Genomic DNA, 21,745 nt, shown 5'->3' on the forward strand with positions numbered 1-21,745 from the left:
GCGTGGCTCTACCGGGGGTGATCGGTGCCTTCAGCCACGCAGGGCGTGGCTCTACCGGGGGTGATCGGTGCCTTCAGCCACGCAGGGCGTGGCTCTACGGGGTGAAGATCGCCTCTACCCTTGCCCAGCCTGCGTCGTCGACCTGCTCCAGCACGTCCAGCGCGCCCAGGTTCTCTTCCAGCTGTGCCACCCGGCTGGCCCCCAGGATCACGCTCGTCACCTGCGGGTTGCGCAGGCACCAGGCGATCGCCAGCTGCGCCGGGGACTGGCCCAGCTCGGCGGCCAGGGCCGTGTAGCGGCGCACGCGCTCCAGCCGCTGTTCGGCCGGGTCGCCCAGCACCAGGTCCTTCAGCCAGCCCATCTGGCTCTGGCCCAGCCGCGAGTTCGCGTCGAAGCCGCTGTTGTACTTGCCGCTCAGCAGGCCCGAGGCCAGCGGCGAGAAGATGGTGGTGCCCAGCCCCGGGTCGGCGTAGAGGGGCGCGTACTCGCGCTCGACACGCTCGCGGTGCAGCAGGTTGTACTGCGGCTGCTCCATCGTCGGCAGGTGCAGGTTGCGGGCGCGGGCCACGTCGACCGCCTCCTGGATCTGCGTGGCCGACCACTCCGAGGTGCCCCAGTACAGCACCTTGCCCTGGCGGATCAGGGTGTCCATGGCCAGCACCGTTTCGGCGATGGGCGTGTCCGGATCCGGGCGATGGCAGTAGTAAAGGTCCAGGTAATCCACCCGCAGGCGCTTCAGCGCGGCGTGGCAGGCGTCGGTGACATGCTTGCGCGACAGGCCATGCTGGGTCGGCCGGGGATCGTCCACCGCGCCGAAGAACACCTTGCTGGACACGCACACCCCATCCCGGGGCAGGCGCAGGTCGGCGATCACATCGCCCATGACCTGCTCGGCCCGGCCGCGCGCATAGCCTTCGGCGTTGTCGAAGAAGTTGATCCCGTGGTCCCAGGCACAGGCCACCAGGTTGCGGGCTTCGTCACGGCTGATCTGGTCGCCGAAGGTCACCCACGCCCCGAAGGACAAGGCCGACAGCTTCAGCCCGGACGAGCCCAGGCGGCGGTAATGCATGCGTTTTCTCCTGCTGATGGCTGCGCCGGAACACCGGGGCGCGACCGGAATGAGTCGCATCAGTGTATCGCCCGGCGGGCCCGAACCCTTGTGGATACTTGCCCGATCGCGGCCGATCGGACCCCGGACGCCGCTTTTTCTTGCTCCGCCCCTGCCGCTGCTCTAGGCTTCCCGTTTTTCGCGGCGCCCCAAGGGAAGTCTCATGGTCGAAGGTTTGGGCAGGATTGGCTTCGGCCTGTTCGGGTTGGCAGTGCTGATCGGCATTGCCTGGTTGTTCTCGAACAACAAGCGTGCCGTCGACTGGCGGCTGGTGGTGACCGGCATCTCCCTGCAGATCGCCTTCGCTGCGGTGGTGCTGCTGATGCCCGGTGGCCGCGAAGCATTCGGCCTGCTCGGCGACGCGTTCGTCAAGGTTCTCAGCTTTGTCAACGAAGGCTCGACGTTCATCTTCGGCAGCCTGATGGACACCAGCAAGTTCGGTTTCATCTTCGCCTTCCAGGTGCTGCCGACGATCATCTTCTTCTCGGCGCTGATGGGCGTCATGTACCACCTCAACGTGATGCAGGGCATCGTGCGCGGCATGGCCTGGGCGATCACCAAGGTGATGCGCGTGTCGGGGGCGGAGACCACCAGCGTCTGCGCCAGCGTCTTCATCGGCCAGACCGAGGCGCCGCTGACCGTGCGCCCCTACATCGCCAAGATGACCCAGTCCGAGCTGATCACCATGATGATCGGCGGCATGGCGCACATCGCCGGCGGTGTGCTGGCGGCCTATGTGGGCATGCTCGGTGGCAACGACCCGGTGCAGCAGGCCTTCTATGCCAAGCATCTGCTGGCGGCCAGCATCATGGCGGCCCCGGCAACGCTGGTCGTGGCCAAGCTGCTGGTGCCCGAGACCGGCACCCCGCTCACCCGTGGCACGGTCAAGATGGAAGTGGAAAAGACCTCCAGCAACGTCATCGACGCTGCGGCCGCGGGTGCCGGCGACGGCCTCAAGCTGGCCCTGAACATCGGCGCCATGCTGCTGGCCTTCATCGCACTGATCGCGCTGCTGAACGCCCCGCTCACCTGGCTGGGCGAAGTGACCGGCCTGCAGGCGATGCTGGGCCGCCCGACCGACCTGTCCACGCTGCTCGGCTACCTGCTTGCTCCGATTGCCTGGGTGATCGGCACGCCGTGGGCCGACGCAAACGTGGTGGGCTCGCTGATCGGCCAGAAAGTGGTGCTGAACGAGTTCGTGGCGTACTCCAAGCTGTCGGAAATCGTCAACGGCCAGGTGCCGGGCGTGTCGCTGTCGGCTGAAGGCCGCCTGATCGCCACCTACGCGCTGTGCGGTTTCGCCAATTTCAGCTCGATCGCCATCCAGATCGGTGGTATTGGTGGACTCGCCCCGGAACGCCGCCATGACCTGGCCAAGTTCGGCCTGCGGGCGGTACTGGGCGGTACCATCGCCACCTTCATGACGGCGACCATCGCCGGCGTGCTGACGCATTTCAGCTGATATCCGTTCTTGAGAAACAGTCTTTATGAGTAACAGTGTCGTCGTTGTCGGTTCCTTCAATGTGGATCATGTGTGGCGTTGCGAATCGCTCCCGGCCCCGGGTGCGACCATCGCCGGCCGCTACAGCACCGGCCCCGGCGGCAAGGGTTTCAACCAGGCCGTGGCCGCCAGCCGTGCCGGCGCCCCGACCACGTTCCTGTGCGCGCTGGGCGATGACGCCGGCGGTGCCATGGCGCGTGGCCTGGCCAAGCAGGACGGGTTCGCCCTGAGCGCCGAACCCAGCACCGAGCCGACCGGTACCGGCGGCATCTATGTGGACAGCCGTGGGCGCAACACCATCGTGATCGGCCCGGGCGCCAATGCCGCGCTCAGCACGGCCTACGTCGAACAGCAGCGCGCGCTGCTGGCCGGTGCCAAGGTGGTGCTGGCCCAGCTCGAGTCCCCGGTGGAGACCATCGAGGCAGCCTTGGCCATCGCCCGTGAGGCCGGTGCCACCACCGTTCTCAACGCCGCGCCGGCCGACGCCCCGTCCAGCATCGGACTGCTCAAGCTGGCCGACGTGCTGACCCCGAACGAGACCGAATTTGCCGCCCTGCTCGGTCGCCATGTCGGCGAGCGCGTGGATGCCGACGACGTCGCCGCCCTGGATGGCGCCAGCCTGCACGCCTTGTGCCGCAAGCTGGTCGGCAACGGCACCGTGGTGGTCACCCTCGGCGCAGTGGGTGTGTTCGTCTCGCACGCCGAAGAAAATCTGCGTGGCGACACCCAGCCGTATTACCGCGTAGGTGCCGAGCAGGTGCAGGTGGTCGATACCACCGGTGCCGGCGATGCCTTCAACGGTGCGCTGGTGGCCTCGATCGCCCAGCACCCGGACGCCGCCTTCAGCCGCCACGTCCGCTTCGCCAACCAGTTCGCCGGCCGTTCCACAGAGAAGGAAGGCGCCGCCGAGGCGATGCCGCACTTCACTCCGGGTGATGCCGACAGCAAGTAAGTCTCACTGTTTTGGATACCGGGGCCAGCGTTCGCGCTGGCCTTTTTCATGGTTCTTTTCCCATCTGGGTGAGGGCCGTAGAAGCTGGGCGCACGGTCTTCGATCGGATCTGCTGCGAGCGTTGAGTGCCCCGCCGCGGCCGGCAGGTCCCTATGCAAATGTCCCCCGGCGTCGGCCTGCGGCCGCCCCCTCCTCCTTTACTTTGCCAGGGACCTACCGGCCGCGACGGGGCTCGGCTTGCGGTTGGCAGGGAAACCTTTTTATGCCGGCGCGCGCGGCGTCGGCATGAATCGCGTGGTCCACAGCGCCAGCGCGCCCAGCAGCAGGCCGGCAAGCGCGTCCAGCAGGTCGTGCTGCCACGTGGTCACGGTGGACAACAGGATCAGGCCACAGGTGCCGTGCCACAGCCAGCGCACCACCGCTGCATCGGCCTGCAACCAGCGCCGCCATGCGTCCCAGACCAGCACCAGTACTGCGGCATGCAATGACGGCGCCATGTTGAAGGGCGCTTCGAACGCCCGTAGTTGCGCGAACAACAGCCCGCTCGCGCCGTCGGGCTGCGGCAGCACACGCACGTTGCCGGTTGGCCAGCACACGAAGGCGAGCATGCAGGCGGCCTGCACCAGCGCGATGGCCAACGCATGGCGGCGCAGGGCCGATCGGGTCGGGCAGATGAAGAAGGTCAGCGGGTACAGCACGTTCAACGCCAGGTAGGGCCAGATCGTCCACGCCCAGAACGGGATTACCTCGTCCCAGCGACCATGCAGGCTGTAGGTCTGGGCCTGGCTGGCGGCCCAGTGGTTGGTCCAGCTGTAGCCATGGATGAACATCGCGCCGAGCAGCAGCATCCACAGCATCGCCTCACGCCAGGGCGGCTGGGGGACGGGCGCGTTGGCAACAGGCGGTAGGGGCACGCGCGAACCGTAGCAGAACGTGGCATTCCTGTTTGCCGTTATCCTTGCGCTTTCGCGGATACATGGACGGTACGCAGTGGCAGCAGCAGGCCGTCAGGAACACGCAGGCACGCACGCGGACGAACCGCGCTGGACACGCAATCCGGCCTGGGCCCTGTTTTCGCAGACCCATGCGCAGCGCCCGCTGCTGCTGGTGTCCGGTGGCGCCGACGAACTGTACGTGGTCGATGAGGCCGATACGCCGACGGTCGTCGAACGGATCCTCGACCATTGGCAGAGCGACACCCTGGCGATCCTGCAGGACGATGCCGACTGCGGCCCGGCGATCCGCCAGTTGATACGCCTCGGCGTGCTGGCGCCGCTGCAGGCAGTGCGCCCGGTGCGACGTTACGCACTCGGGTGGCTCGGCGAACCGCTGCCCGGGTTGGCCGACGCCTTCGACCAGCATGCCAGCGCGGACCTCCTGCGCGTCGATGCCCTCGCCGACGCCGACCTGCTGGTGCTGGTCCGGCACGGGCTCGGCTGGGAACAGGCCTTGGCACGCTACCGCGAACAGATGCCCGCACAACCGCATCTGCTGCTCGACCTCAGCCATCACCACACCCTCGCGCTTGGGCCCTATGTGGTGCCCGGGCAAAGCGCGTGCGTGTATTGCCTGGGCAACCGGGTGCTGCGCCGCTGGGGCGACGCCGTCGTGCCGGCGATGCCGGCGGTGGCAGCGCGGCCGGCGCGCATCGCGGCGCTGGTCGCGCCCCTGCTGGATCAGCCCGCCCTGCTGCTGGGCTATCTCGAACGCAGCGTCTGGCTCGACCTGCATCGCCTGCACGGCGAACGCGACCGGGTAGTGCGGCTGCCGTGGTGCCCCGCCTGCCAAGGCGGCGAGGCGTCGCTGCCGCCACCGCTGTCGTTGCCCTGGGACGCCGGGCGCCCGTGATAATGTGGCCCCCGCGCCGGGCGATTCCGCCCCGGTCAATGGAGTGACCCCATGTATCGCCTGCCTACCCAGTTCGATGCCAGCGCTTCGCGCCAGGACCTTGCCGCGGCAGGCGGTGGCTCGACGTCGACCACGTGCAGTTCCTGCGTCGTCACCCTGCTCGGCACCTCGGTGTTGTCGGCCGTGGTGCTCGGCAAACTGGAACCGGTGACGCCCGCAGCCAACGGCGATGCACACGCCACGACCGCAACCGTCGACACCGACGCCGACCTCCACAACCCGCCACCTGAGGCAGTGCAGGAACCGTCCCGCGCTGCGCATGCGGATCCTGTGGACGCACCCGGCGCCGTGGTGCCGGCAGCCGGGCTGAGCCGAACGCGTCGAGTGCTGCTGGGTCTGTTCGCCCTGCCCCTGGCCGCCCTCGGCGGCGGCATGTTCATGAGCACCGCCAACCCGATCTTCGGCCTGTTCGTCGCCGTGGGGTTGTTTGTCGGCGTTTACGCCCTCGTCTACGAGCGCTCGGGCCGTTCGCTCGGGCGCGGCATCGGCATCGGCATCGCCCTGCTGCTGGGTCTGTGCGTTGTCGGCGTGTTTGAGATGATGGCCTGGCTGAGCGTGATGAAATGACCCGCTCCGCCGTGCACGCGGCGGAGCCGGGAACGCCCACGCTGTCTTCGCACCTGCTGCACGGCGCGGCGCGTCCCCGCTGCGGCCTGGTGCGCCCGGCGCAGCTGATCGAGGCCAGCGCCTGTGATTGGACCGGCCCATTGTTCGAGGGACGGCGCGTGCACAATGCCGCCACGCCGGCGGATCCGGCCAATCCCTGGCAGGGCGTTTCCGGCGCGGTCGCACTGGAGGCCGATGCCGCCGCCGATGGCGCGATCGCCGAAGCACTGGAGCGGCTGGCGGCGGCACAGGCGGGTGTCGAGGTGCGTCGGCGTGTTGCGCTGACGCCCGCGCAACGCTTGGACGAATCGGCCTTCGCCTTGTTCTCGGCACGCCAACGTGCAACGCCGGGCTTCCCGTGGCCCATGCCCGAATGCGACGACGATCTGTTCGCGGCGGTGCATGCGCTGGACGACAACCGCATGGTCTGGGTGCCACAGGAACTGGTGGGACTGGGGCCGCGCCGCGGCCAGGCGCGATTGCCATCAACGTCCAGTGGCCTGGCGGCCTGGCGTGATGGACGCGATGGCGCCTGGCTGTCGCTGTTGCGCGCGGCCCAGGAGCTGCTGGAGCGCGATGCGCTGGCGGTGACATGGCTGAATGGCGTGGCCGGCCGGAGGATCGCGCTGCCGGCGCACTGGCACGCCCATGTAGACGCGCGCGGTGGTGAACTGCAGGCCTTCGACCTGACCCAGCACTGGAACCCGCACCCGGTGATCGCGGTGGCGGGGGGCGTCCCCTTCGAAGGCCGCCCACGCTACGTGCTCGGCATTGCCTGCCGCGCCGATCCGGGCGAGGCGCTGCACAAAGCGCTGCTGGAATGGCAGCAGGCGCTGACCTTTGCCGCGCATCTGAGTGGCCGCGAAAGTGCCCGGCTGCCGCGCGAAGCGGCGGCGTTGCGCAGCTTCGACGAACACGCCGCGTTCTACACCCTGCGCCCGGACCTGTGGCCGCAGCTGCCGCTGCTGAAGGCGGCGGGCGACAGCACGCTGCCGCTGCCCCCGCCGGGCACAGCGGTCCGCCCTGCCGCGCCACGCGCGATCGCCGAGCTGGACCTGCTGCGGCGCCGGCTCGGCAGTGCCGGCATCGCGCTCTACTACCGCGAGTTGACCACCTCCGACGTGGCTGCGGCCGGACTGCGGGTGATGCGGGTGCTGTCGCCGCACCTCAGTGGCCTGCATGCCGACGAGCGTGCGCCGTTCCTCGGCGGCCGTTGCCAGGACGTGGCATGGCGGTATCCCGGCGTGCCGCACAGCGGCGCGTTTCCCAACCCCTTCCCGCATCCACTGGGTTGATGCACGAGGACCGCATGCCGTCAGCGCCTTCCCCCTGGCACGATGCCCCGCTGTTCCATCTGTTCTGGCACAACGGCGAACTCAATCCCGCGCGTGCCGAGGTGATGCGCGCGCGCATCGCCGAGGATGCCGCGCGCGCCTGGTCGCCACCGCGGCCGGTGCATGCCGCCGCGGGCATCGCCTTGCCGGACCCGGTCCAGCCCAATGACGCCCTGGCGCAGCGCCACAGTGGCCGCCGCTTCGGTGACGCCCGCTGGGGCGCGCAGGAGCTGGGCCGCGTGCTGGCCCCGCTGCGGGCCCGCCCCGGCGACAGTGACACGCGCCGGCTGCCGTCCGGTGGCGCGAAATATCCGATCCAGGCCTATGCCGCGCTGTATGGCGCCGGCGATGTGATTGCCCACGGCCAGGGCATCTGCTGGTACGACCCGCTGCACCATGCGCTGGTACCGGTAGCGCCGTGCCCGCCGTGGCCGGTGCTGTCCCGACTGCTCGGCGTGGATTGGCCGGAGCGGCCGGCGGCCGTGCTGTTCCTGATCGCCGAACCGGCGGGCACGCTGGCCAAGTACGGTGAACGCGGGGGCCGCTTCGTGCTGATCGAGGCGGGGGTCTGGCTGGGGGCACTGGGACAGGAAGTGGCGGCGATGAAGGCAGCCGGCTGCGCGATCGGCTCGTTCGAGGATGCCGCCGTCCTGGAACTGCTCGGGCTGGACCCGCGGCGGCATCTGGCCGTGCTGGCCTATGCCTGCGGCCCGGCGCCTTGACGAGCGCGTACAACCGCCCACCATCCCTCACCCTTTGGGGCGCGGGAAGCAACCGTCAAGCATCTGCTCATGCCCGTGCGGCATCAGGGCCTTCCGGATCGGCCTGAACCTGCCGCTGGATCGCAGGGGTCTGCGTGGTTGCCGGCCAGCGGCCGGCACTACAATGCCCGGCATGCAGATTGGTCCCTACAACATCCAGCCCAATGTGGTGCTGGCGCCGATGGCCGGCGTCACCGACAAGCCGTTCCGGCTGCTGTGCAAGCGGCTGGGCGCGGGCCTTGCCGCCTCGGAGATGACCATCTCCGACCCGCGCTTCTGGAACACCCGCAAGTCCATCCACCGCATGGACCACGCCGGCGAACCCGCCCCCATCAGCGTGCAGATCGCCGGTACCGAGCCGCAGCAGCTGGCCGAGGCGGCGCGCTACAACGTGGACCACGGCGCGCAGATCATCGACATCAACATGGGCTGCCCGGCCAAGAAAGTCTGCAACGCCTGGGCCGGCTCTGCCCTGATGCGCGACGAAGACCTGGTGGCGCGCATCCTCACCGCGGTGGTCAACGCGGTGGACGTGCCGGTCACGCTGAAGATCCGCACCGGCTGGGACTGCGACCACCGCAATGGCCCGCGCATCGCACATGTCGCCGAGGACAGCGGCATCGCCGCGCTGGCCGTGCACGGCCGCACCCGCGACCAGCACTACACCGGCAGCGCCGAGTACGAGACCATCGCCGCCATCAAGAACGCGCTGCGCATTCCGGTGATCGCCAACGGCGACATCGACTCGCCGCAGAAGGCCGCGCAGGTGCTGGCGCAGACGGGCGTGGACGCGGTGATGATCGGCCGCGCCGCGCAGGGACGCCCGTGGATCTTCCGCGAGGTGGCGCACTACCTGGCCACCGGCACCCTGCTGCCGCCGCCCTCGCTGCACGAGGTACGCGACATCCTGCTCGGCCATCTGCACGCCCTGCACGACTTCTATGGCGAACAGCAGGGGGTGCGCATCGCGCGCAAGCACCTGGGCTGGTACGCCAAGGACCGGCCGGAGAACGCCGCCTTCCGTGCGGTGGTCAACCGCGCCGAGGATGCCGCCAGCCAGGTCGCCCTGACCACCGAATATTTCGACGCCCTCGCCGCTGGCGAGCCGTTGTCGTCCGCTGCCTGAGCCTTTGCCATGACCCCGCCCATCACTGCACCGACCTACCTCCACGGCTTCTCCGATACCGAGCAGCACCGCCTCGTCACCCAGTCGCGGCTGTTTGAATCGAGCATCTTCAGCGGCATCGATTACGGCGGCGCCAAGCGCTTGCTGGAAGTGGGCAGCGGCGTTGGCGCACAGACCGACATCCTGCTGCGCCGGTTCCCGGACCTGCACGTCACCGGTGTGGACCTGAGCGAGGCGCAGCTGGCCACCGCCGCCACCAACCTGGCCAGGACGCCGTGGTGCCGCGAGCGCTACACGCTGCTGCAGGCCGATGCCGGCAACCTGCCCTTCGACGCCCGCGAATTCGATTCGGCGTTCCTGTGCTGGGTGCTGGAACACGTGCCATCGCCGGCCCGCGTACTCAACGAGGTGCGCCGCGTGCTGGTGCCCGGCTCGCCGGTGTACGTCACCGAGGTGATGAACGCCTCGTTCCTGCTCGACCCGTATTCGCCGCATATCTGGCGCTACTGGATGGCTTTCAATGATTTCCAGTACGACCACGGCGGTGACCCGTTCGTGGGTGCCAAGCTGGGCAACCTGCTGCTGGCCGGCGGCTTCCGCGACGTCCACACGGAGATCAAGACCATCCACCTGGACAACCGCGAACCGGCGCGGCGCAAGACCATGATCGCGTTCTGGGAGCAGCTGCTGCTGTCGGCCGCCGACCCGTTGCTGGAGGCCGGCCTGGTCGACCAGGAGACCGTGGACGGCATGCGCCGCGAGTTCAGCCTGGTGCAGAACGACCCGAACGCGGTGTTCTTCTTCTCGTTCGTGCAGGCGCGCGCAACGGTGTATTGAGTCGGGCATCGCCGATGGGGGACGCGCATGTCGCGGTGCATACGTCGCGACGCGTAGAGCCGACTGTTAGTCGGCTGCTGTTGGGGGCGGTTCCGACATTTGGCGCTGCGCGCAGCCGACTAACAGTCGGCTCTACACAGTCGTATTTACGCTGGCCGCTTCAGTCGGTCTTCGCCGGCGCGTGCCAGATGCGGTGCCACATCGCGGCGAAGCGGCGCTCGACAAGTGCCCTGCCCTGCTCGCCTTCGTATACGGGGCGCAGCTGCTCGGGGGGGACGGCCGCCCAGCGCTCGCCATCCGCGCGCGCCACTGCGAAGGTGAAGGTGTAGTCCGGCTCCAGGCCCATGCGCAGGTCGCTCAGCTGCAGGCGGCCATCGACCACCTGCGCGCGCATGAAGCCACGGTTGAACCAGTTCAGCCGTGCCACCGCTGGAACATGTGCGGCCTGGCGCAGCGCCTGCACGTTCGACGGATACCCGCGGAACGTCATCGGGCCGCTGTCGGCTACCAGCGAGCGCTCGCCGATCACATAGCCGCTCGGCGTCATCGCCACCACCTGCCATAGCAGGGTGTTGAACGGCATGGCCACCGAGAAGCGCGGCGCATCGGCCAGCCCCATCGCCGCGAGCGCCCGGTCGGCTTCGCGCTCCACGTGGTGCTTGGACAGCAGCGACCAACCGAGGTAACCCGTGCTCAGTAGCAGCCCGGCCAGCAGCGCCTTCTGCGCCAGCGGCCGCGCCCGCGCGAACCAGGCCACGGCGCAGCCCAGCAGCAGCCACACCGTATACAGCGGGTCGATGATGAACACACTGGACCACATCGTCGGCGGTGGAGTGAACGGCCACCACAGCTGGGTGCCGTACACGGTGAACGCGTCCAGCAGCGGGTGGGTGATCAAGGACAGCAGGATCGCCCAGAACCACCGGCCTGGCGCTTCCGCCACCCGTCCATGGCCGAAGCGCTTGAAGCCCCACCAGATCAGCGCCGCCACCCACGGCAGCACCAGCAGCGAATGGCTGTAGCTGCGGTGTTCGGTCATCAGCGCCACCGGGTCGGCGGCGGTAAAGGCCAGCAGCAGCGCATCCAGGTCCGGCAGGGTGCCCAGCGCGGCGCCGGCAAGCAGGGCGGCGCGGCGGTGGCCGGCAGGGGCGATGGCGGCGGCGACGGCGCCGCCTAGAACGATCTGGCTTAGGGAATCCATTGGTGGATGGTACGGGACGGATGGGTGTTTACGGGCGTGGGGGCATGGCGTTGACACGCAGGGCGATCTACGTGCGCAGGATCCTGGTTTTGACACGCATGGCGTGTCACTACGACCCTTGGGCGCTCGGGTTGGGGGGCGGCCGCTGTTGGATTCGCGCGTTGGGGGTCGAACGTTGATGGTGGGCTGCACGCCTCGCGTAGGGACACGCCATGCGTGTCCGGGTGTCAGGCGACGGCTGCGCTTTTCGGTGCGACCAACTGCACCTGGGTTTGGCCGTGGTGGTCCAGCAGGCGCAGGCTGCCGTCGGGGTCTTCGGCCAGGGCGGTCAGGCTTTCCACCCAGTCGCCGTCGTTGGCGTAGACCAAGCCGTCCCGCTCGACCAGCGCGGCGCGATGGATGTGGCCACAGACGATACCGTCCAGGCCTCGCCGGCGGGCGTCGGCCAAGCCGGCCTGCACGTACCGCTCGATGTAGCACTCGGCCGCGCGGCTGCGCTTCTTCAGGAACGCCGACAGCGACCAGTAACGCATGCCCAGGCGGCGACGTGCGGCATTGAGCAGGTGGTCGCCGGTGAGGATGCGGTAGTACAGCCAGTCGCCGAAGCGCTCCTGCAGGCCACCGAAATGCGTCGCGCCATCGTAGTCTTCGCCATGTACCACCAGCAGCCGGCGGCCGTCGGCGGTGGTGTGGATGGCGCGGCGGCGTACCCGCATCGCCGGCAGCATCAGCCCGCACAGCTGGCGCAGCGAGGCATCGTGGTTGCCCGGGATGTAGACGATCTCCGTGCCGGCCCGGCGCAGTCCATGCAGGGCCTCGATCACCTGGCTGTGCGCCGGCCGCCAGCTGGCACGCCGGTGCGCCAGCCACCATAGGTCGATGATGTCACCCACCAGGTACAGCCGCTGGCAGCGCAGCGTGGACAGGAAGCCCGCCAGTTCGGCCGCGTGGCAATGCCGCGAGCCCAGGTGGACATCGGACAGAAACACCGCGCGCCGCCAGGGCGCCGGGCCGGGCGGGGGCGGCGCCGGGCGCGCCGGGGGCCGTGCATCGCCCGGGAGGTCCAGTGCCGGGGAGCGGCCGACATCAGCCCGACCCGCTTCGCGATACTGCAGACGCTGCTCGATGGCGTGCATGGCGCGTGCTCCTGCCTGGCGGCTGAACTGGCCGGGAGCCTGCGCCGTCAACGCGGCAACCGCATGACCGGGCGGCGACAGACCGATGACGGTCGCAGGTGAAGGCACCGCGCCGGACCGGCCAATTGTCACGCTGGTGGAACACTGGGCCCTGACGCTGGGGGCCAATCACGCTGCGGCGCCCTCTGGCGGTGGGCACGCAGGCTTAACCACGGGCAACCCCCGCTGGGCCACAATGCAATGGCGCGACTTGCCGTGTATCATTCGCGCCCATCTTTCCATCCGAATAAAAGGATATTACGCCTGATGTCCAGCTACCTGTTCACCTCCGAATCGGTCTCCGAAGGCCATCCGGACAAGATTGCCGACCAGATCTCCGATGCGGTGCTGGACGCGATCCTTGCCCAGGACCAGCGCGCCCGCGTTGCCTGCGAGACCATGGTCAAGACCGGCGTGGCGATCGTGGCCGGTGAAATCACCACCAGCGCCTGGATCGACCTGGAGGCCGTCACCCGCAAGGTGATCCTGGACATCGGCTACAACAGCTCCGACGTCGGCTTCGACGGCGCCACCTGTGGCGTGCTGAACCTGATCGGCAAGCAGTCCCCGCACATCGCCCAGGGCGTTGACCGCAAGAAGCCCGAAGAAATGGGCGCTGGCGACCAGGGCCTGATGTTCGGCTATGCCACCAACGAGACCGACAGCTTCATGCCGGCTGCGATCCACCTGTCGCACCGCCTGGTCGAGCAGCAGGCCAAGATCCGCAAGAAGAAGAACTCGGCACTGTCCTGGCTGCGTCCGGATGCCAAGAGCCAGGTCACCCTGCGCTACGAAAACGGCGCCGTCTCGGCCATCGACGCGGTGGTGCTGTCGACCCAGCACGCCCCGGGCGTGAAGCAGAAGGACCTGATCGAAGCCGTCCGCGAAGAGATCATCAAGCCGGTGCTGCCGGCCAAGTGGCTGCACAAGGGCACCAAGTTCCACATCAACCCGACCGGCAAGTTCGAGATCGGCGGCCCGGTGGGCGACTGCGGCCTGACCGGCCGCAAGATCATCGTCGACACCTACGGCGGCTGGGCCCGTCACGGTGGTGGTGCGTTCTCGGGCAAGGATCCGTCCAAGGTCGACCGTTCGGCCGCCTACGCTGCCCGCTACGTCGCCAAGAACGTCGTGGCTGCCGGCCTGGCCGACCGTTGCGAAGTGCAGGTCTCCTACGCCATCGGCGTGGCCGAGCCGACCTCGATTTCGGTCACCACCTTCGGCACCGGCAAGATCAGCGATGACAAGATCGAGAAGCTGATCCGCAAGCACTTCGATCTGCGCCCGTACGGCATCATCAAGATGCTGGACCTGATCCACCCGATGTACCAGCAGACCGCCGCGTACGGTCACTTCGGCCGCAAGCCGAAGGACTTCAGCTACCTCAACGCCGCAGGCGAGACGGTCAACGCCACCGCCTTCTCCTGGGAGAAGACGGACCGCGCCGCCGCCCTGCGCGCGGATGCGAAGTTGAAATAACCTGCGCGGTAGAGCCGACTGTTAGTCGGCTGCTACAAAAGAAGGGCCGCGCAAGCGGCCCTTCTTTTTGCCCGTTGCAAACAACCACCCCATCAAGCGAGCATGTCGCCATCGACCAAGGACGCTCGCATATGCTCTCTACCCTGTTGGACAAGTGGTTCAAGGACACCCCCGGCAACGACGCATTCGCCGAACGCTTCATCGCCACCGCACGCCGCAGTGGCGTCACCCAGCCGATGACCTACGACGCCGCGCTGTTCCGTGTGCAGGTGGGTGAGAGCAGCTACTTCAACCTGCACAACGCCCACCAGGCCTACGTCGGCGCGCCGCGTGGCAAGCAGCAGGCGCTGGACCAGTTCGTGCGCACGCTGCGCGCCAGCGATGACCGCGAGCCCGGATGGGAGGAACTGCGCCCTCTGCTGCGCCCGGTCATCCGCAACCTCGGTCAGCTGGAGCATGTCCGGCTGCAGGGCATTGCAGACAAGGGATGGGACACCCCCAACACCCTGCAGTACCGCCAGCTCAGCGAGGACTGCGTGGAAATGATCGCCATCGATCATGCCGAACACATGGTCACCCGGCAGCATGGACCGGCGCCGGAATGGGGTGTTTCCCTGCACGAGGCGCTCAGTATCGCGCGCAGCAACCTGCGTGACATCGCGCCGGTCGACTTCGAACCCATCGCGCCCGGCCTGTTCCGCGCCGCGTGGGCAGACTGCTACGACAGCAGCCGCGCCCTGCTGCCCGAGCTGGTTAACCGGGTGCCGGTGGCCGGGCGCCCCGTGTTCCTGCTTGCCACCCGCGACCTGATGATGGTGGCCGGGGAGAACGACGAAGCGGCTCAACGCCAGATGTTCGACATCGCGCTGGAGGAGATCAAGGCGGGTCGAGCGATCTCATCGGAACTGTTCTGCCATGACGACGACGGACGGGTCACGGTCCGTGAGCCCGCAACGGCCGAACTGCGCCAGAAGCAGCACCAGCTGCGCCTGTCGCTCCGCCAGGATGCCTACCAGGAGCAGAAAGCGCTGCTGCAGCGCATTCACGAGGCCCACGATGTCGATGTATTCGTGGCCACGTTCATGGTCTACCGCAATGACACCGAAACCTTCTCGATCGCCAGCTGGACCCAGGGCGTAGAGGCATCCCTGCCCCGCACCGACTACCTGGCCTTCGTGGTTCCTGACGACAACGACTCCCGCGTGGTCCGGGCGCCCTGGAACACGGCGATGCCGATCGTGGGTCACCTGCTGGAAGCCGATCCCCGCCATCTGTACCCGCCGCGCTACCTGACCCGTGGTTTCCCCACCGGGGAACAGCTGGCCCAGTTGGAGGGAGGCTGAGCGGTACACTCGGACAATGACGATCGACATCCAATCCCACCAGCTGACCATGACCGTGCTGATGTCGCCGGAGATGGCCAATTTCTCCGGCAAGGTGCATGGCGGCGCGATCCTGCGCCTGCTCGACCAGGTCGCCTATGCCTGTGCCAGCCGCTACGCCGGGCGCTATGTGGTCACCCTGTCCGTGGACCAGGTGACGTTCCGCGAGCCGATCGCGGTAGGCGAGCTCGTCACCTTCCTGGCCTCGGTGAACTACACCGGCACGTCTTCAATGGAAGTAGGCGTGAAGGTCGTGGCCGAAGACATCCTCAAGCGCAGCGTGCGCCACGCCAACAGCTGCTTCTTCACGATGGTGGCCGTGGACGATGACGGTAAGTCGACGCCGGTGCCGCCGCTGCAGCTGGACTCCAGCAACCAGCGCCGCCGCCACGCAGCCGCGTTGCTGCGCAGGCAGCTGCGGGCGGAGATGGACCAGCGCCAGCGCGAGCTGCTCGCGTCGAATCCGCCGTCGCCGGAATGACGTCACGACCAACGGTCGTGACCTGCCGGTTTGGTCCCGCGCGTCACGACCAACGGTCGATACCCGCTTCACCCCGTGTTCTGCACGCCTTGAGACACGCCGTTCACGCATGCGACCAGCGCGCGCAGCACCGCGTCATCCTCGCCGCCGCTGGCGCGCCAGCGTCGCAGCAGGTCCACCTGCAGCACGCTGATCGGGTCGATGTAGGGATTGCGCAGGCGGATCGACAGCGCCAGGCGCTGGTCGTGCTGCAGCAGTTCGTCCTGCCCGGTCAGCGCCAGGATCAGCCGGCCGGTCAGCGCCAGTTCGCCCTGCACCTGCGGGAAGAAACGCTCGTGCAGCGCGCCGGACAACCGTGAGAACTGCTCGGCGATGGTGATGTCGCCCTTGGACAGCACCATCGCGATGTCGTCCAGGAAGGTGCTGAAGAACGGCCAGTCGCGCGCCATCTCGTTCAGGATACTTTCGTGCCCGGCATCGATCGCCGCCTGCAGGCCACTGCCTACCCCGTACCACCCCGGAATGACCGCCCGCGCCTGGCTCCAGGCGAACACCCAGGGAATCGCCCGTAGATTGGTCAGCGCCGCGTCCTGCCCCAGCCGCCGCGAGGGCCGCGAGCCCAGCGTCATCCGCTCGATCACATCGATCGGCGTGGCCTGGCGGAAGTACTGCATGAAATCGGGCTGGCCCACGAACGCGCGGTAAGCCTCGGCACTCTTCTCCGCCACCAGGTCCATCACCGGCCGCCACTGCGCCTCGCGCGGCTCGGGTGCACGCGGGCGCAGGCTGGAACGCAGCACCGCGCCGGTGGACTGCTCCAGCGAGCGCAGCGCCAGCGCGCGGATGCCGTACTTGCGATGGATCACCTCGCCCTGCTCGGTCACGCGCAGCCGCCCGTCGATGCTGCCGCGCGGCGAGGCATCCACCGCGTCGGTGGTCTTGCCGCCACCGCGGCTGATCGAGCCACCCCGACCATGGAAGAAGGTCAGCCGGATGCCGCTCCCGGCCGCAAGCTCCAGCAGCTCCACCTGGGCGCGCTGCAGGCCCCAGCGGGACGCGGCGATGCCGCCGTCCTTGCCGCTGTCCGAATACCCCAGCATCACCATCTGCACGTCATCACGCGCGGCCAGGTGCGTGCGGTAGACCGGGTCGGCCAGCAGGTCGCGCAGCGTGTCGGTGCCGCGTTGCAGGTCGTCAACGGTTTCGAACAGCGGCGCGATATCCAACGGCACCGCACCGTCGTCATCCACCAGCCCGCCACGACGTGCCAATGCCAGTACCGCAAGCACGTCGCTGCGGTCATGCGCCATCGAAATGATGTAGCTGCCCAGTGCGTCGGCACCATGCCGACGGCGCGCATCGGCGAGCGCGGCAAACACCGCGTCCAACCGCTGGCCACCTTCTTCCGTGCTCGGCGGCAACGTCTGCTCGCCGCTGGCGAACGGCGCCAGCCGCGCGGCGCGGGTGACCGCATCGGCCGCGTCCCATGCATCCTGACCGTCCAGCACGCTGGCCAGCGCGCGGCCGTGCACGCTCGATTCCTGGCGCACGTCCAGCCGTGCCAGGTGGAAGCCGAAGGTACGCACCCGCCAGAGCAGGCGGCGCACGGCGAACCCGCCGGCATGGTCGCCCTTGTTGGCGTGCAGGCTGTCGAGGATCAGCGTGATGTCGTCCTCCAGCTCCTGCGGCGATGCATAGCCGCCGTCGGCGTCATCCAGCGTGGCCTGCACGCGCGCGCGCATGCGGTCATTGAGCAGCCGGTACGGCATGTCGGCGTGCCGCGGCCGTGACGCCACCTGCGGCAGCAGCTGCTGGTAGTGCGCCACGCGTGCCTGCAGCGCGTCGCTTACCGCGATCCGCTCGGTGGACTGGCTGAGCAGGCTGGCCAGCTGCAGCAGGTCCTTCTGGTAGCGCCCCAGCACCGCCTGGCGCTGCGCATCGAGGGTGTGGCGGATGGTGCCGGCGTCCACGTTCGGGTTGCCATCCATGTCCCCGCCCACCCACGTACCGAAGCGCAGCAGTCGCGGCAGCGGCACGGTGTCGCCGTAGGTATCGAGCAGCGCCTGCTGCAGCGATTCGTACAGCACCGGAATCACCCGGTACAGCACCTGCACCAGGTAGAAGCCGACGTGCTCACGCTCGTCATCCACGGTCGGACGCACCGGCGAGGAATCGGTGGTCTGCCAGGAGGCGGTGAGTGCCATGCGGAAGCGTGCCGCATCAGCGGCGGCCTCACCCGGGGTGCGCTGGCCATCGAGGTTGTCGACCAGGCTGGCGACCATGAGCTGCTCTTTTTCCAGCAGCGCGCGGCGTACCGCTTCGGTCGGGTGCGCGGTGAAGACCGGCTCGATGTCGATGCGTGGCAGCCACGCGCCCAGTTCGTCCAGGCTCACACCCTGCGCCTTGAGTTTCTGCAGCGCGTCCTGCAGACCATCGGGCTGCGGTGCAGCGGTGCCGGCGCGCTGGTAATCGCGACGACGGCGGATCCGGTGCACCCGCTCGGCGATGTTCACCACCTGGAAGTAGGTACTGAACGCACGCACCATCGCCTCGGCGCGGTCGGGCGGCAGCCCGGTCAGCGCGTCATTGAGATCGGACAGCGGGGCGTCGCTTTCGCGTCGGGCAATGGCGCGGGTTCGCACCTGTTCCACGTCATCGAAGAACTGCGTGGACACCTGCTCGGCGAGCAGGTCGCCGACCAGGGCGCCGAGTCGGCGCACGTCGTCACGCAGGGGAATGTCGGGGGTGGCAAAGACGATGCTGCTGCGGTACTCGTTCATCTGCGACGCACTGGCCTCGGGAACGGAACAAACCCAAGCCTAACGCAGATCGCGCGGCGATCAACGCCGCGCAGATAGTTTCAATTGCATGTGTCGGCGACGGATTGCCACGCAGGGCGTGGCACTACGAGGTCCCACCGGAGCCGTCAACGCCCTCGTCCTGTGCACGTAACAATTCGTAGTGCCACGCCCTGCGTGGCAACCGCGCGCCAGGGCGGCTCAAGCATCCGAAGCCGCGTGGCCTTCGTCCCCGGCATCCCTCCGGCGTTTGGAAAACGCCGACGTCATGCATCAGACCTTCATGAAGCAAGAACGAAGCAAGCGCCGGGCAACGCCCGGCGCGGCATCATTTGATCTTCATCCCCGGCCCGATCGTCTGCTCCAGCCAGCGCTCGCTTTCCGCCAGCATCGTCATCAGCGACTCACGGGCACGGTAGTGGTGCGACTCATTGGGCAGCATCACCAACCGCGCCGTACCACCCAGGCCCTTCACTGCGGCGAACATGCGTTCGCTCTGGATCGGGAACGTGCCGGAATTGTTGTCGTCCTCGCCGTGGATGAACAGGATGGGATCCTTGATCCTGTCAGCGAAGTTGAACGGCGACATCTTCAGGTACACCTCCTGCGCCTGCCAGAAGTTGCGCTCCTCGGCCTGGAAGCCGAACGGAGTGAGCGTGCGGTTGTACGCGCCGCTGCGTGCGATGCCCGCCTTGAACAGGCGCGTGTGCGCGAGCAGGTTGGCGGTCATGAACGCACCGTAGGAATGCCCACCGATGGCGATGTGGTCGCGGTCGGTAACACCGCGCCGCACCACTTCGTCCACTGCCGCTTCGGCGTTGGCGATGAGCTGCGGCAGGTAGGTGTCGTTGGGTTCCTTGTCGCCTTCGCCGATGATCGGCATCGACGGACTGACCAGCACCGCGTAGCCCTTGGCCAGGAAAGCCTGCGGCCCCCAGTAGCCCACCGCGTTGAAACGGTACGGCGAATCGGTCACCTGACTGGCCGCCGCGGCGGTCTTGAACTCACCGGGGTAGGCCCACATCAGCAACGGCAGCGGGCCGTTCTTCTTCACGTTGTAACCGGGCGGCAGCATCAGCGTGGCGGTCAGGTCGACGCCGTCATTGCGCTTGTAACGGATCTGTTCCTTGCTCACGCCACGCAGCTGCGGCAGCGGGTGTTCGAACCGGGTCAGCGCGCGCGGCGCGACGGTGGTGTCGGCCAACGACTGCACATAGTAGTTGGGCGGCACATCCGGCGATTCCCGGGTCAGCAGCAGCGCGCCGCCTTCCTGGTCAAGCAGTGCCTGCGGCAGCGCGTAATCCGGTGCCTGCGAATGGAACAGGCGGGTGGTCTGGCGGCTGTCCAGGTCGAAGCGGTCCACGAACGGGCGGTCGCCTTCCGGCGAGGCGCCTTGCCCCAACAGGAAGATGCTGCGCCCATCGGCGGTGATCTGGAGCCGCGCGCGGCCGTTCACGTCGCGCACCAGCGCCGGCCGGCCCGGGTCGTTGTAGCGGTCCTGCGCCGAGCGCTCGGACAGCAGCTGCGGGGCCTGGTCGAGCTGGTCGGGCGCGATCCGCCACTGCTTGACCACGCGCGACTTCCACCACGACTCGTTGAGCAGCGCCAGGTCGCCCCGGCCCCACTGGATGCCCGCGTAACGGCTGCCCAGCTGGGCCAGCGTCACCGGCGGGTGCTCGAACGGCGCGGCCTGCATCAGCACCGCGTCGCGCACCTTGGCGTCACGGCCCGGGTCGCCGCCGTCCTGGGCTTCGGCCCAGACCAGCGTGGCCGGTGCATCGGCGCGCCAGCTCACGCTGCGCACGCCGGTGGGCACGGCGTCGTTGCCGGTCGGCAGGCCTTCCACCAGCGGCAGGTCCGCCACGGTGTGCTCAAGCCGGCCATCGGCGGCGGACAGCACCTCGATGCGGCGCGGGAAGTCATCGGCCGGGACCAGGTACGAGTAGGGCCGCTGCACGCGTTCGGCCAGCACATGCCGACCATCCGGCGACACGCTCACGTCCAGGTAGACGCCGGCGGTGGACAGCGGCGTGGTTTCTCCATTGAGGGCTACCCGTGCCGGTTGTGCGCTGGCGTAGTAATCGAACAAGCGGGCGTCGACCTCATTGCCGAGCAGGTCCTGATAGGTGCGGATCGCACGCACGCCGGCATCGGCCTGGGTCTGCTGGATGGCCGGACCGGTCGGAATGCCGCCGGCCGCCGGCGCCGGACCGCGCCCCTTGCGCTGCTGGGTCACCAGCAGGCCGCGGCTGTCGGGCAGCCAGCTGTAACCGTCGCCGAACACGCTGTTGAGGTCGGTGAGCAGGCGACGTGCGCTGCCGCTGGCCACGTCGACGATCCACAGTTCATTGGCACCGCTGGCGGCGTGCACCTGGTTGAAGGCCAGGTACTGCTGGTCCGGCGACCAGGCCAGGGAGGCGATCGACAGCGGCTGCGGCAAGCCGCTGATCTGGCGCTCCTTGCCATCGCCGATGCTCATCAGCCACAGCCTGTCGCCGAAGGTGAACGTGCTCGCCGAATGGGTGGCCGGGTTGATCCGCACGCCAGCCAGTTTCAGCTCGGGCTGGGCAACGTCGTTGATCGACGGAAGCGGCGGCGTCTGCATCAGGGCGGCGATGTCGCGCCGCGGCGACAGACTGAGGGTGGGCGGCCGTGGCGCATTGGCCACCGCCTGCAGGGCGGCCGAGGGCAGCTGGTAACCCTGCCCGGCCGGGGCGGCGGCCACCTGCTGGGCCTTGCTGCTGGCCACCGGGGCGACGGCCAGCGCCAACGGCGCCACCGCCAGCAGCGCCATGCCCACGATCAGCCGGTTGCTCCAGCGCGCCCGGCGCCCTGTGTGATTGCCTGTCATCGTCCTGCCCCATGCTGTGCAAACCTTGGACCTTAACAGCGGCGCGTGGTTTGCCCCCCTGCCGATGGTTGGGGGCCGGCATGGATTCATGCCCGGGCGGTGCGCCGGGATATAATGGGCATCCCCTCCACCGAGGGGCGCTGCGACCGCTGCCGGACTTGATCCGCACGGCCAGGCTCGGTGGCAGGGCTGGTTCCAACGGCGCCCGGCGAAGACGAGCCATTCGTCCATTACCGGAGCTTTTG

At 68.4% G+C, this 21,745-nt stretch carries 17 protein-coding genes and 1 riboswitch; of the genes, 11 read left to right on the forward strand and 6 right to left on the reverse strand.

All coding sequences use genetic code 11. The features are described 5' to 3' along the window. Window positions 1–94: 94 nt before the first annotated feature. The gene (locus RT456_RS12295) at window positions 95–1,069 is read right to left on the reverse strand and encodes an aldo/keto reductase (protein WP_313346994.1); all 975 of its coding nucleotides are present in this window, start codon (window positions 1,067–1,069) and stop codon (window positions 95–97) included. Window positions 1,070–1,271: 202 nt separating this feature from the next. On the opposite strand from RT456_RS12295, the gene RT456_RS12300 reads away from it, so the two are divergent. After that, window positions 1,272–2,570 (forward strand): nucleoside transporter C-terminal domain-containing protein, encoded by a 1,299-nt coding sequence (locus RT456_RS12300; RefSeq protein ID WP_313346997.1) that lies wholly within the window; start codon window positions 1,272–1,274, stop codon window positions 2,568–2,570. Between the two features lie 25 nt (window positions 2,571–2,595). Continuing rightward, on the forward strand, window positions 2,596–3,561 hold the full coding sequence (locus RT456_RS12305; RefSeq protein ID WP_313346999.1) for a ribokinase: 966 nt from the start codon (window positions 2,596–2,598) through the stop codon (window positions 3,559–3,561). A 260-nt stretch (window positions 3,562–3,821) separates the two neighbouring features. Here the strand turns inward: RT456_RS12305 and RT456_RS12310 are convergent, their stop codons facing one another. Next, the gene (locus RT456_RS12310; protein ID WP_313347002.1) at window positions 3,822–4,418 is read right to left on the reverse strand and encodes a hypothetical protein; all 597 of its coding nucleotides are present in this window, start codon (window positions 4,416–4,418) and stop codon (window positions 3,822–3,824) included. A 133-nt stretch (window positions 4,419–4,551) separates the two neighbouring features. Here RT456_RS12310 and RT456_RS12315 point away from each other — a divergent pair, with 133 nt between their 5' ends. The 6 genes from RT456_RS12315 to RT456_RS12340 all read left to right on the forward strand — a co-directional run bounded on the left by RT456_RS12315 (window position 4,552) and on the right by RT456_RS12340 (window position 10,133). Continuing rightward, complete coding sequence (locus RT456_RS12315) at window positions 4,552–5,409, forward strand: hypothetical protein (protein ID WP_313347004.1); 858 nt, start codon at window positions 4,552–4,554, stop codon at window positions 5,407–5,409. A 51-nt stretch (window positions 5,410–5,460) separates the two neighbouring features. Further along, a complete protein-coding gene (locus tag RT456_RS12320) occupies window positions 5,461–6,036 on the forward strand; it encodes a hypothetical protein (protein WP_313347006.1) in 576 nt (191 codons plus the stop codon). Next, window positions 6,033–7,370 carry a YcaO-like family protein gene (locus tag RT456_RS12325; RefSeq protein ID WP_313347008.1) on the forward strand — a complete coding sequence of 446 codons (1,338 nt, stop codon included), beginning with the start codon at window positions 6,033–6,035 and terminating at the stop codon, window positions 7,368–7,370. Before RT456_RS12320 ends, RT456_RS12325 begins: the two co-directional genes overlap by 4 nt. Window positions 7,371–7,384: 14 nt before the next feature. Continuing rightward, window positions 7,385–8,131 carry a SagB/ThcOx family dehydrogenase gene (locus tag RT456_RS12330; protein ID WP_313347011.1) on the forward strand — a complete coding sequence of 249 codons (747 nt, stop codon included), beginning with the start codon at window positions 7,385–7,387 and terminating at the stop codon, window positions 8,129–8,131. 172 nt (window positions 8,132–8,303) lie between these two features. Then, window positions 8,304–9,296, forward strand: a complete 993-nt coding sequence (gene dusB, locus RT456_RS12335) for a tRNA dihydrouridine synthase DusB (protein ID WP_313347014.1) — start codon at window positions 8,304–8,306, stop codon at window positions 9,294–9,296. A 9-nt stretch (window positions 9,297–9,305) separates the two neighbouring features. After that, complete coding sequence (locus RT456_RS12340) at window positions 9,306–10,133, forward strand: methyltransferase domain-containing protein (RefSeq protein WP_313347017.1); 828 nt, start codon at window positions 9,306–9,308, stop codon at window positions 10,131–10,133. A 160-nt stretch (window positions 10,134–10,293) separates the two neighbouring features. Here the strand turns inward: RT456_RS12340 and RT456_RS12345 are convergent, their stop codons facing one another. Beyond that, window positions 10,294–11,334, reverse strand: a complete 1,041-nt coding sequence (locus RT456_RS12345) for a metal-dependent hydrolase (protein ID WP_313347019.1) — start codon at window positions 11,332–11,334, stop codon at window positions 10,294–10,296. A 227-nt stretch (window positions 11,335–11,561) separates the two neighbouring features. Continuing rightward, on the reverse strand, window positions 11,562–12,470 hold the full coding sequence (locus RT456_RS12350) for a UDP-2,3-diacylglucosamine diphosphatase (protein ID WP_313347022.1): 909 nt from the start codon (window positions 12,468–12,470) through the stop codon (window positions 11,562–11,564). A 306-nt stretch (window positions 12,471–12,776) separates the two neighbouring features. Here RT456_RS12350 and metK point away from each other — a divergent pair, with 306 nt between their 5' ends. From metK to RT456_RS12365, 3 genes are all read left to right on the forward strand, one after another. Further along, complete coding sequence (metK, locus tag RT456_RS12355; RefSeq protein ID WP_313347025.1) at window positions 12,777–13,988, forward strand: methionine adenosyltransferase; 1,212 nt, start codon at window positions 12,777–12,779, stop codon at window positions 13,986–13,988. A gap of 131 nt (window positions 13,989–14,119) precedes the next feature. Further along, the gene (locus RT456_RS12360; protein ID WP_313347028.1) at window positions 14,120–15,331 is read left to right on the forward strand and encodes a hypothetical protein; all 1,212 of its coding nucleotides are present in this window, start codon (window positions 14,120–14,122) and stop codon (window positions 15,329–15,331) included. A 16-nt stretch (window positions 15,332–15,347) separates the two neighbouring features. Beyond that, a complete protein-coding gene (locus RT456_RS12365) occupies window positions 15,348–15,851 on the forward strand; it encodes an acyl-CoA thioesterase (protein WP_313347030.1) in 504 nt (167 codons plus the stop codon). A 68-nt stretch (window positions 15,852–15,919) separates the two neighbouring features. Here the strand turns inward: RT456_RS12365 and ppc are convergent, their stop codons facing one another. Both ppc and RT456_RS12375 read right to left on the reverse strand, forming a co-directional pair. Next, window positions 15,920–18,631 (reverse strand): phosphoenolpyruvate carboxylase, encoded by a 2,712-nt coding sequence (gene ppc, locus RT456_RS12370; RefSeq protein ID WP_313347033.1) that lies wholly within the window; start codon window positions 18,629–18,631, stop codon window positions 15,920–15,922. A gap of 346 nt (window positions 18,632–18,977) precedes the next feature. Further along, a complete protein-coding gene (locus tag RT456_RS12375) occupies window positions 18,978–21,500 on the reverse strand; it encodes a prolyl oligopeptidase family serine peptidase (RefSeq protein WP_313347035.1) in 2,523 nt (840 codons plus the stop codon). A gap of 126 nt (window positions 21,501–21,626) precedes the next feature. Then, a riboswitch (S-adenosyl-L-homocysteine riboswitch) is annotated at window positions 21,627–21,714 on the forward strand. Window positions 21,715–21,745 lie beyond the last annotated feature (31 nt).

The sequence above is a fragment of the Stenotrophomonas sp. genome (assembly GCF_032099025.1).
Lineage (GTDB): Bacteria > Pseudomonadota > Gammaproteobacteria > Xanthomonadales > Xanthomonadaceae > Stenotrophomonas.

What these genes read in the sequence shown, in the direction of transcription:
- RT456_RS12305 (WP_313346999.1), top strand. Translation starts at nt 2,596, where the DNA reads ATGAGTAACAGTGTCGTCGTTGTCGGTTCCTTCAATGTGGATCATGTG.
- ppc (WP_313347033.1), bottom strand. Translation starts at nt 18,631, where the DNA reads ATGAACGAGTACCGCAGCAGCATCGTCTTTGCCACCCCCGACATTCCC.
- RT456_RS12295 (WP_313346994.1), bottom strand. Translation starts at nt 1,069, where the DNA reads ATGCATTACCGCCGCCTGGGCTCGTCCGGGCTGAAGCTGTCGGCCTTG.
- metK (WP_313347025.1), top strand. Translation starts at nt 12,777, where the DNA reads ATGTCCAGCTACCTGTTCACCTCCGAATCGGTCTCCGAAGGCCATCCG.
- RT456_RS12350 (WP_313347022.1), bottom strand. Translation starts at nt 12,470, where the DNA reads ATGCACGCCATCGAGCAGCGTCTGCAGTATCGCGAAGCGGGTCGGGCT.
- dusB (WP_313347014.1), top strand. Translation starts at nt 8,304, where the DNA reads ATGCAGATTGGTCCCTACAACATCCAGCCCAATGTGGTGCTGGCGCCG.
- RT456_RS12345 (WP_313347019.1), bottom strand. Translation starts at nt 11,334, where the DNA reads ATGGATTCCCTAAGCCAGATCGTTCTAGGCGGCGCCGTCGCCGCCGCC.
- RT456_RS12375 (WP_313347035.1), bottom strand. Translation starts at nt 21,500, where the DNA reads ATGACAGGCAATCACACAGGGCGCCGGGCGCGCTGGAGCAACCGGCTG.
- RT456_RS12330 (WP_313347011.1), top strand. Translation starts at nt 7,385, where the DNA reads ATGCCGTCAGCGCCTTCCCCCTGGCACGATGCCCCGCTGTTCCATCTG.
- RT456_RS12340 (WP_313347017.1), top strand. Translation starts at nt 9,306, where the DNA reads ATGACCCCGCCCATCACTGCACCGACCTACCTCCACGGCTTCTCCGAT.
- RT456_RS12320 (WP_313347006.1), top strand. Translation starts at nt 5,461, where the DNA reads ATGTATCGCCTGCCTACCCAGTTCGATGCCAGCGCTTCGCGCCAGGAC.
- RT456_RS12360 (WP_313347028.1), top strand. Translation starts at nt 14,120, where the DNA reads ATGCTCTCTACCCTGTTGGACAAGTGGTTCAAGGACACCCCCGGCAAC.
- RT456_RS12310 (WP_313347002.1), bottom strand. Translation starts at nt 4,418, where the DNA reads ATGCTGTGGATGCTGCTGCTCGGCGCGATGTTCATCCATGGCTACAGC.
- RT456_RS12325 (WP_313347008.1), top strand. Translation starts at nt 6,033, where the DNA reads ATGACCCGCTCCGCCGTGCACGCGGCGGAGCCGGGAACGCCCACGCTG.
- RT456_RS12365 (WP_313347030.1), top strand. Translation starts at nt 15,348, where the DNA reads ATGACGATCGACATCCAATCCCACCAGCTGACCATGACCGTGCTGATG.
- RT456_RS12300 (WP_313346997.1), top strand. Translation starts at nt 1,272, where the DNA reads ATGGTCGAAGGTTTGGGCAGGATTGGCTTCGGCCTGTTCGGGTTGGCA.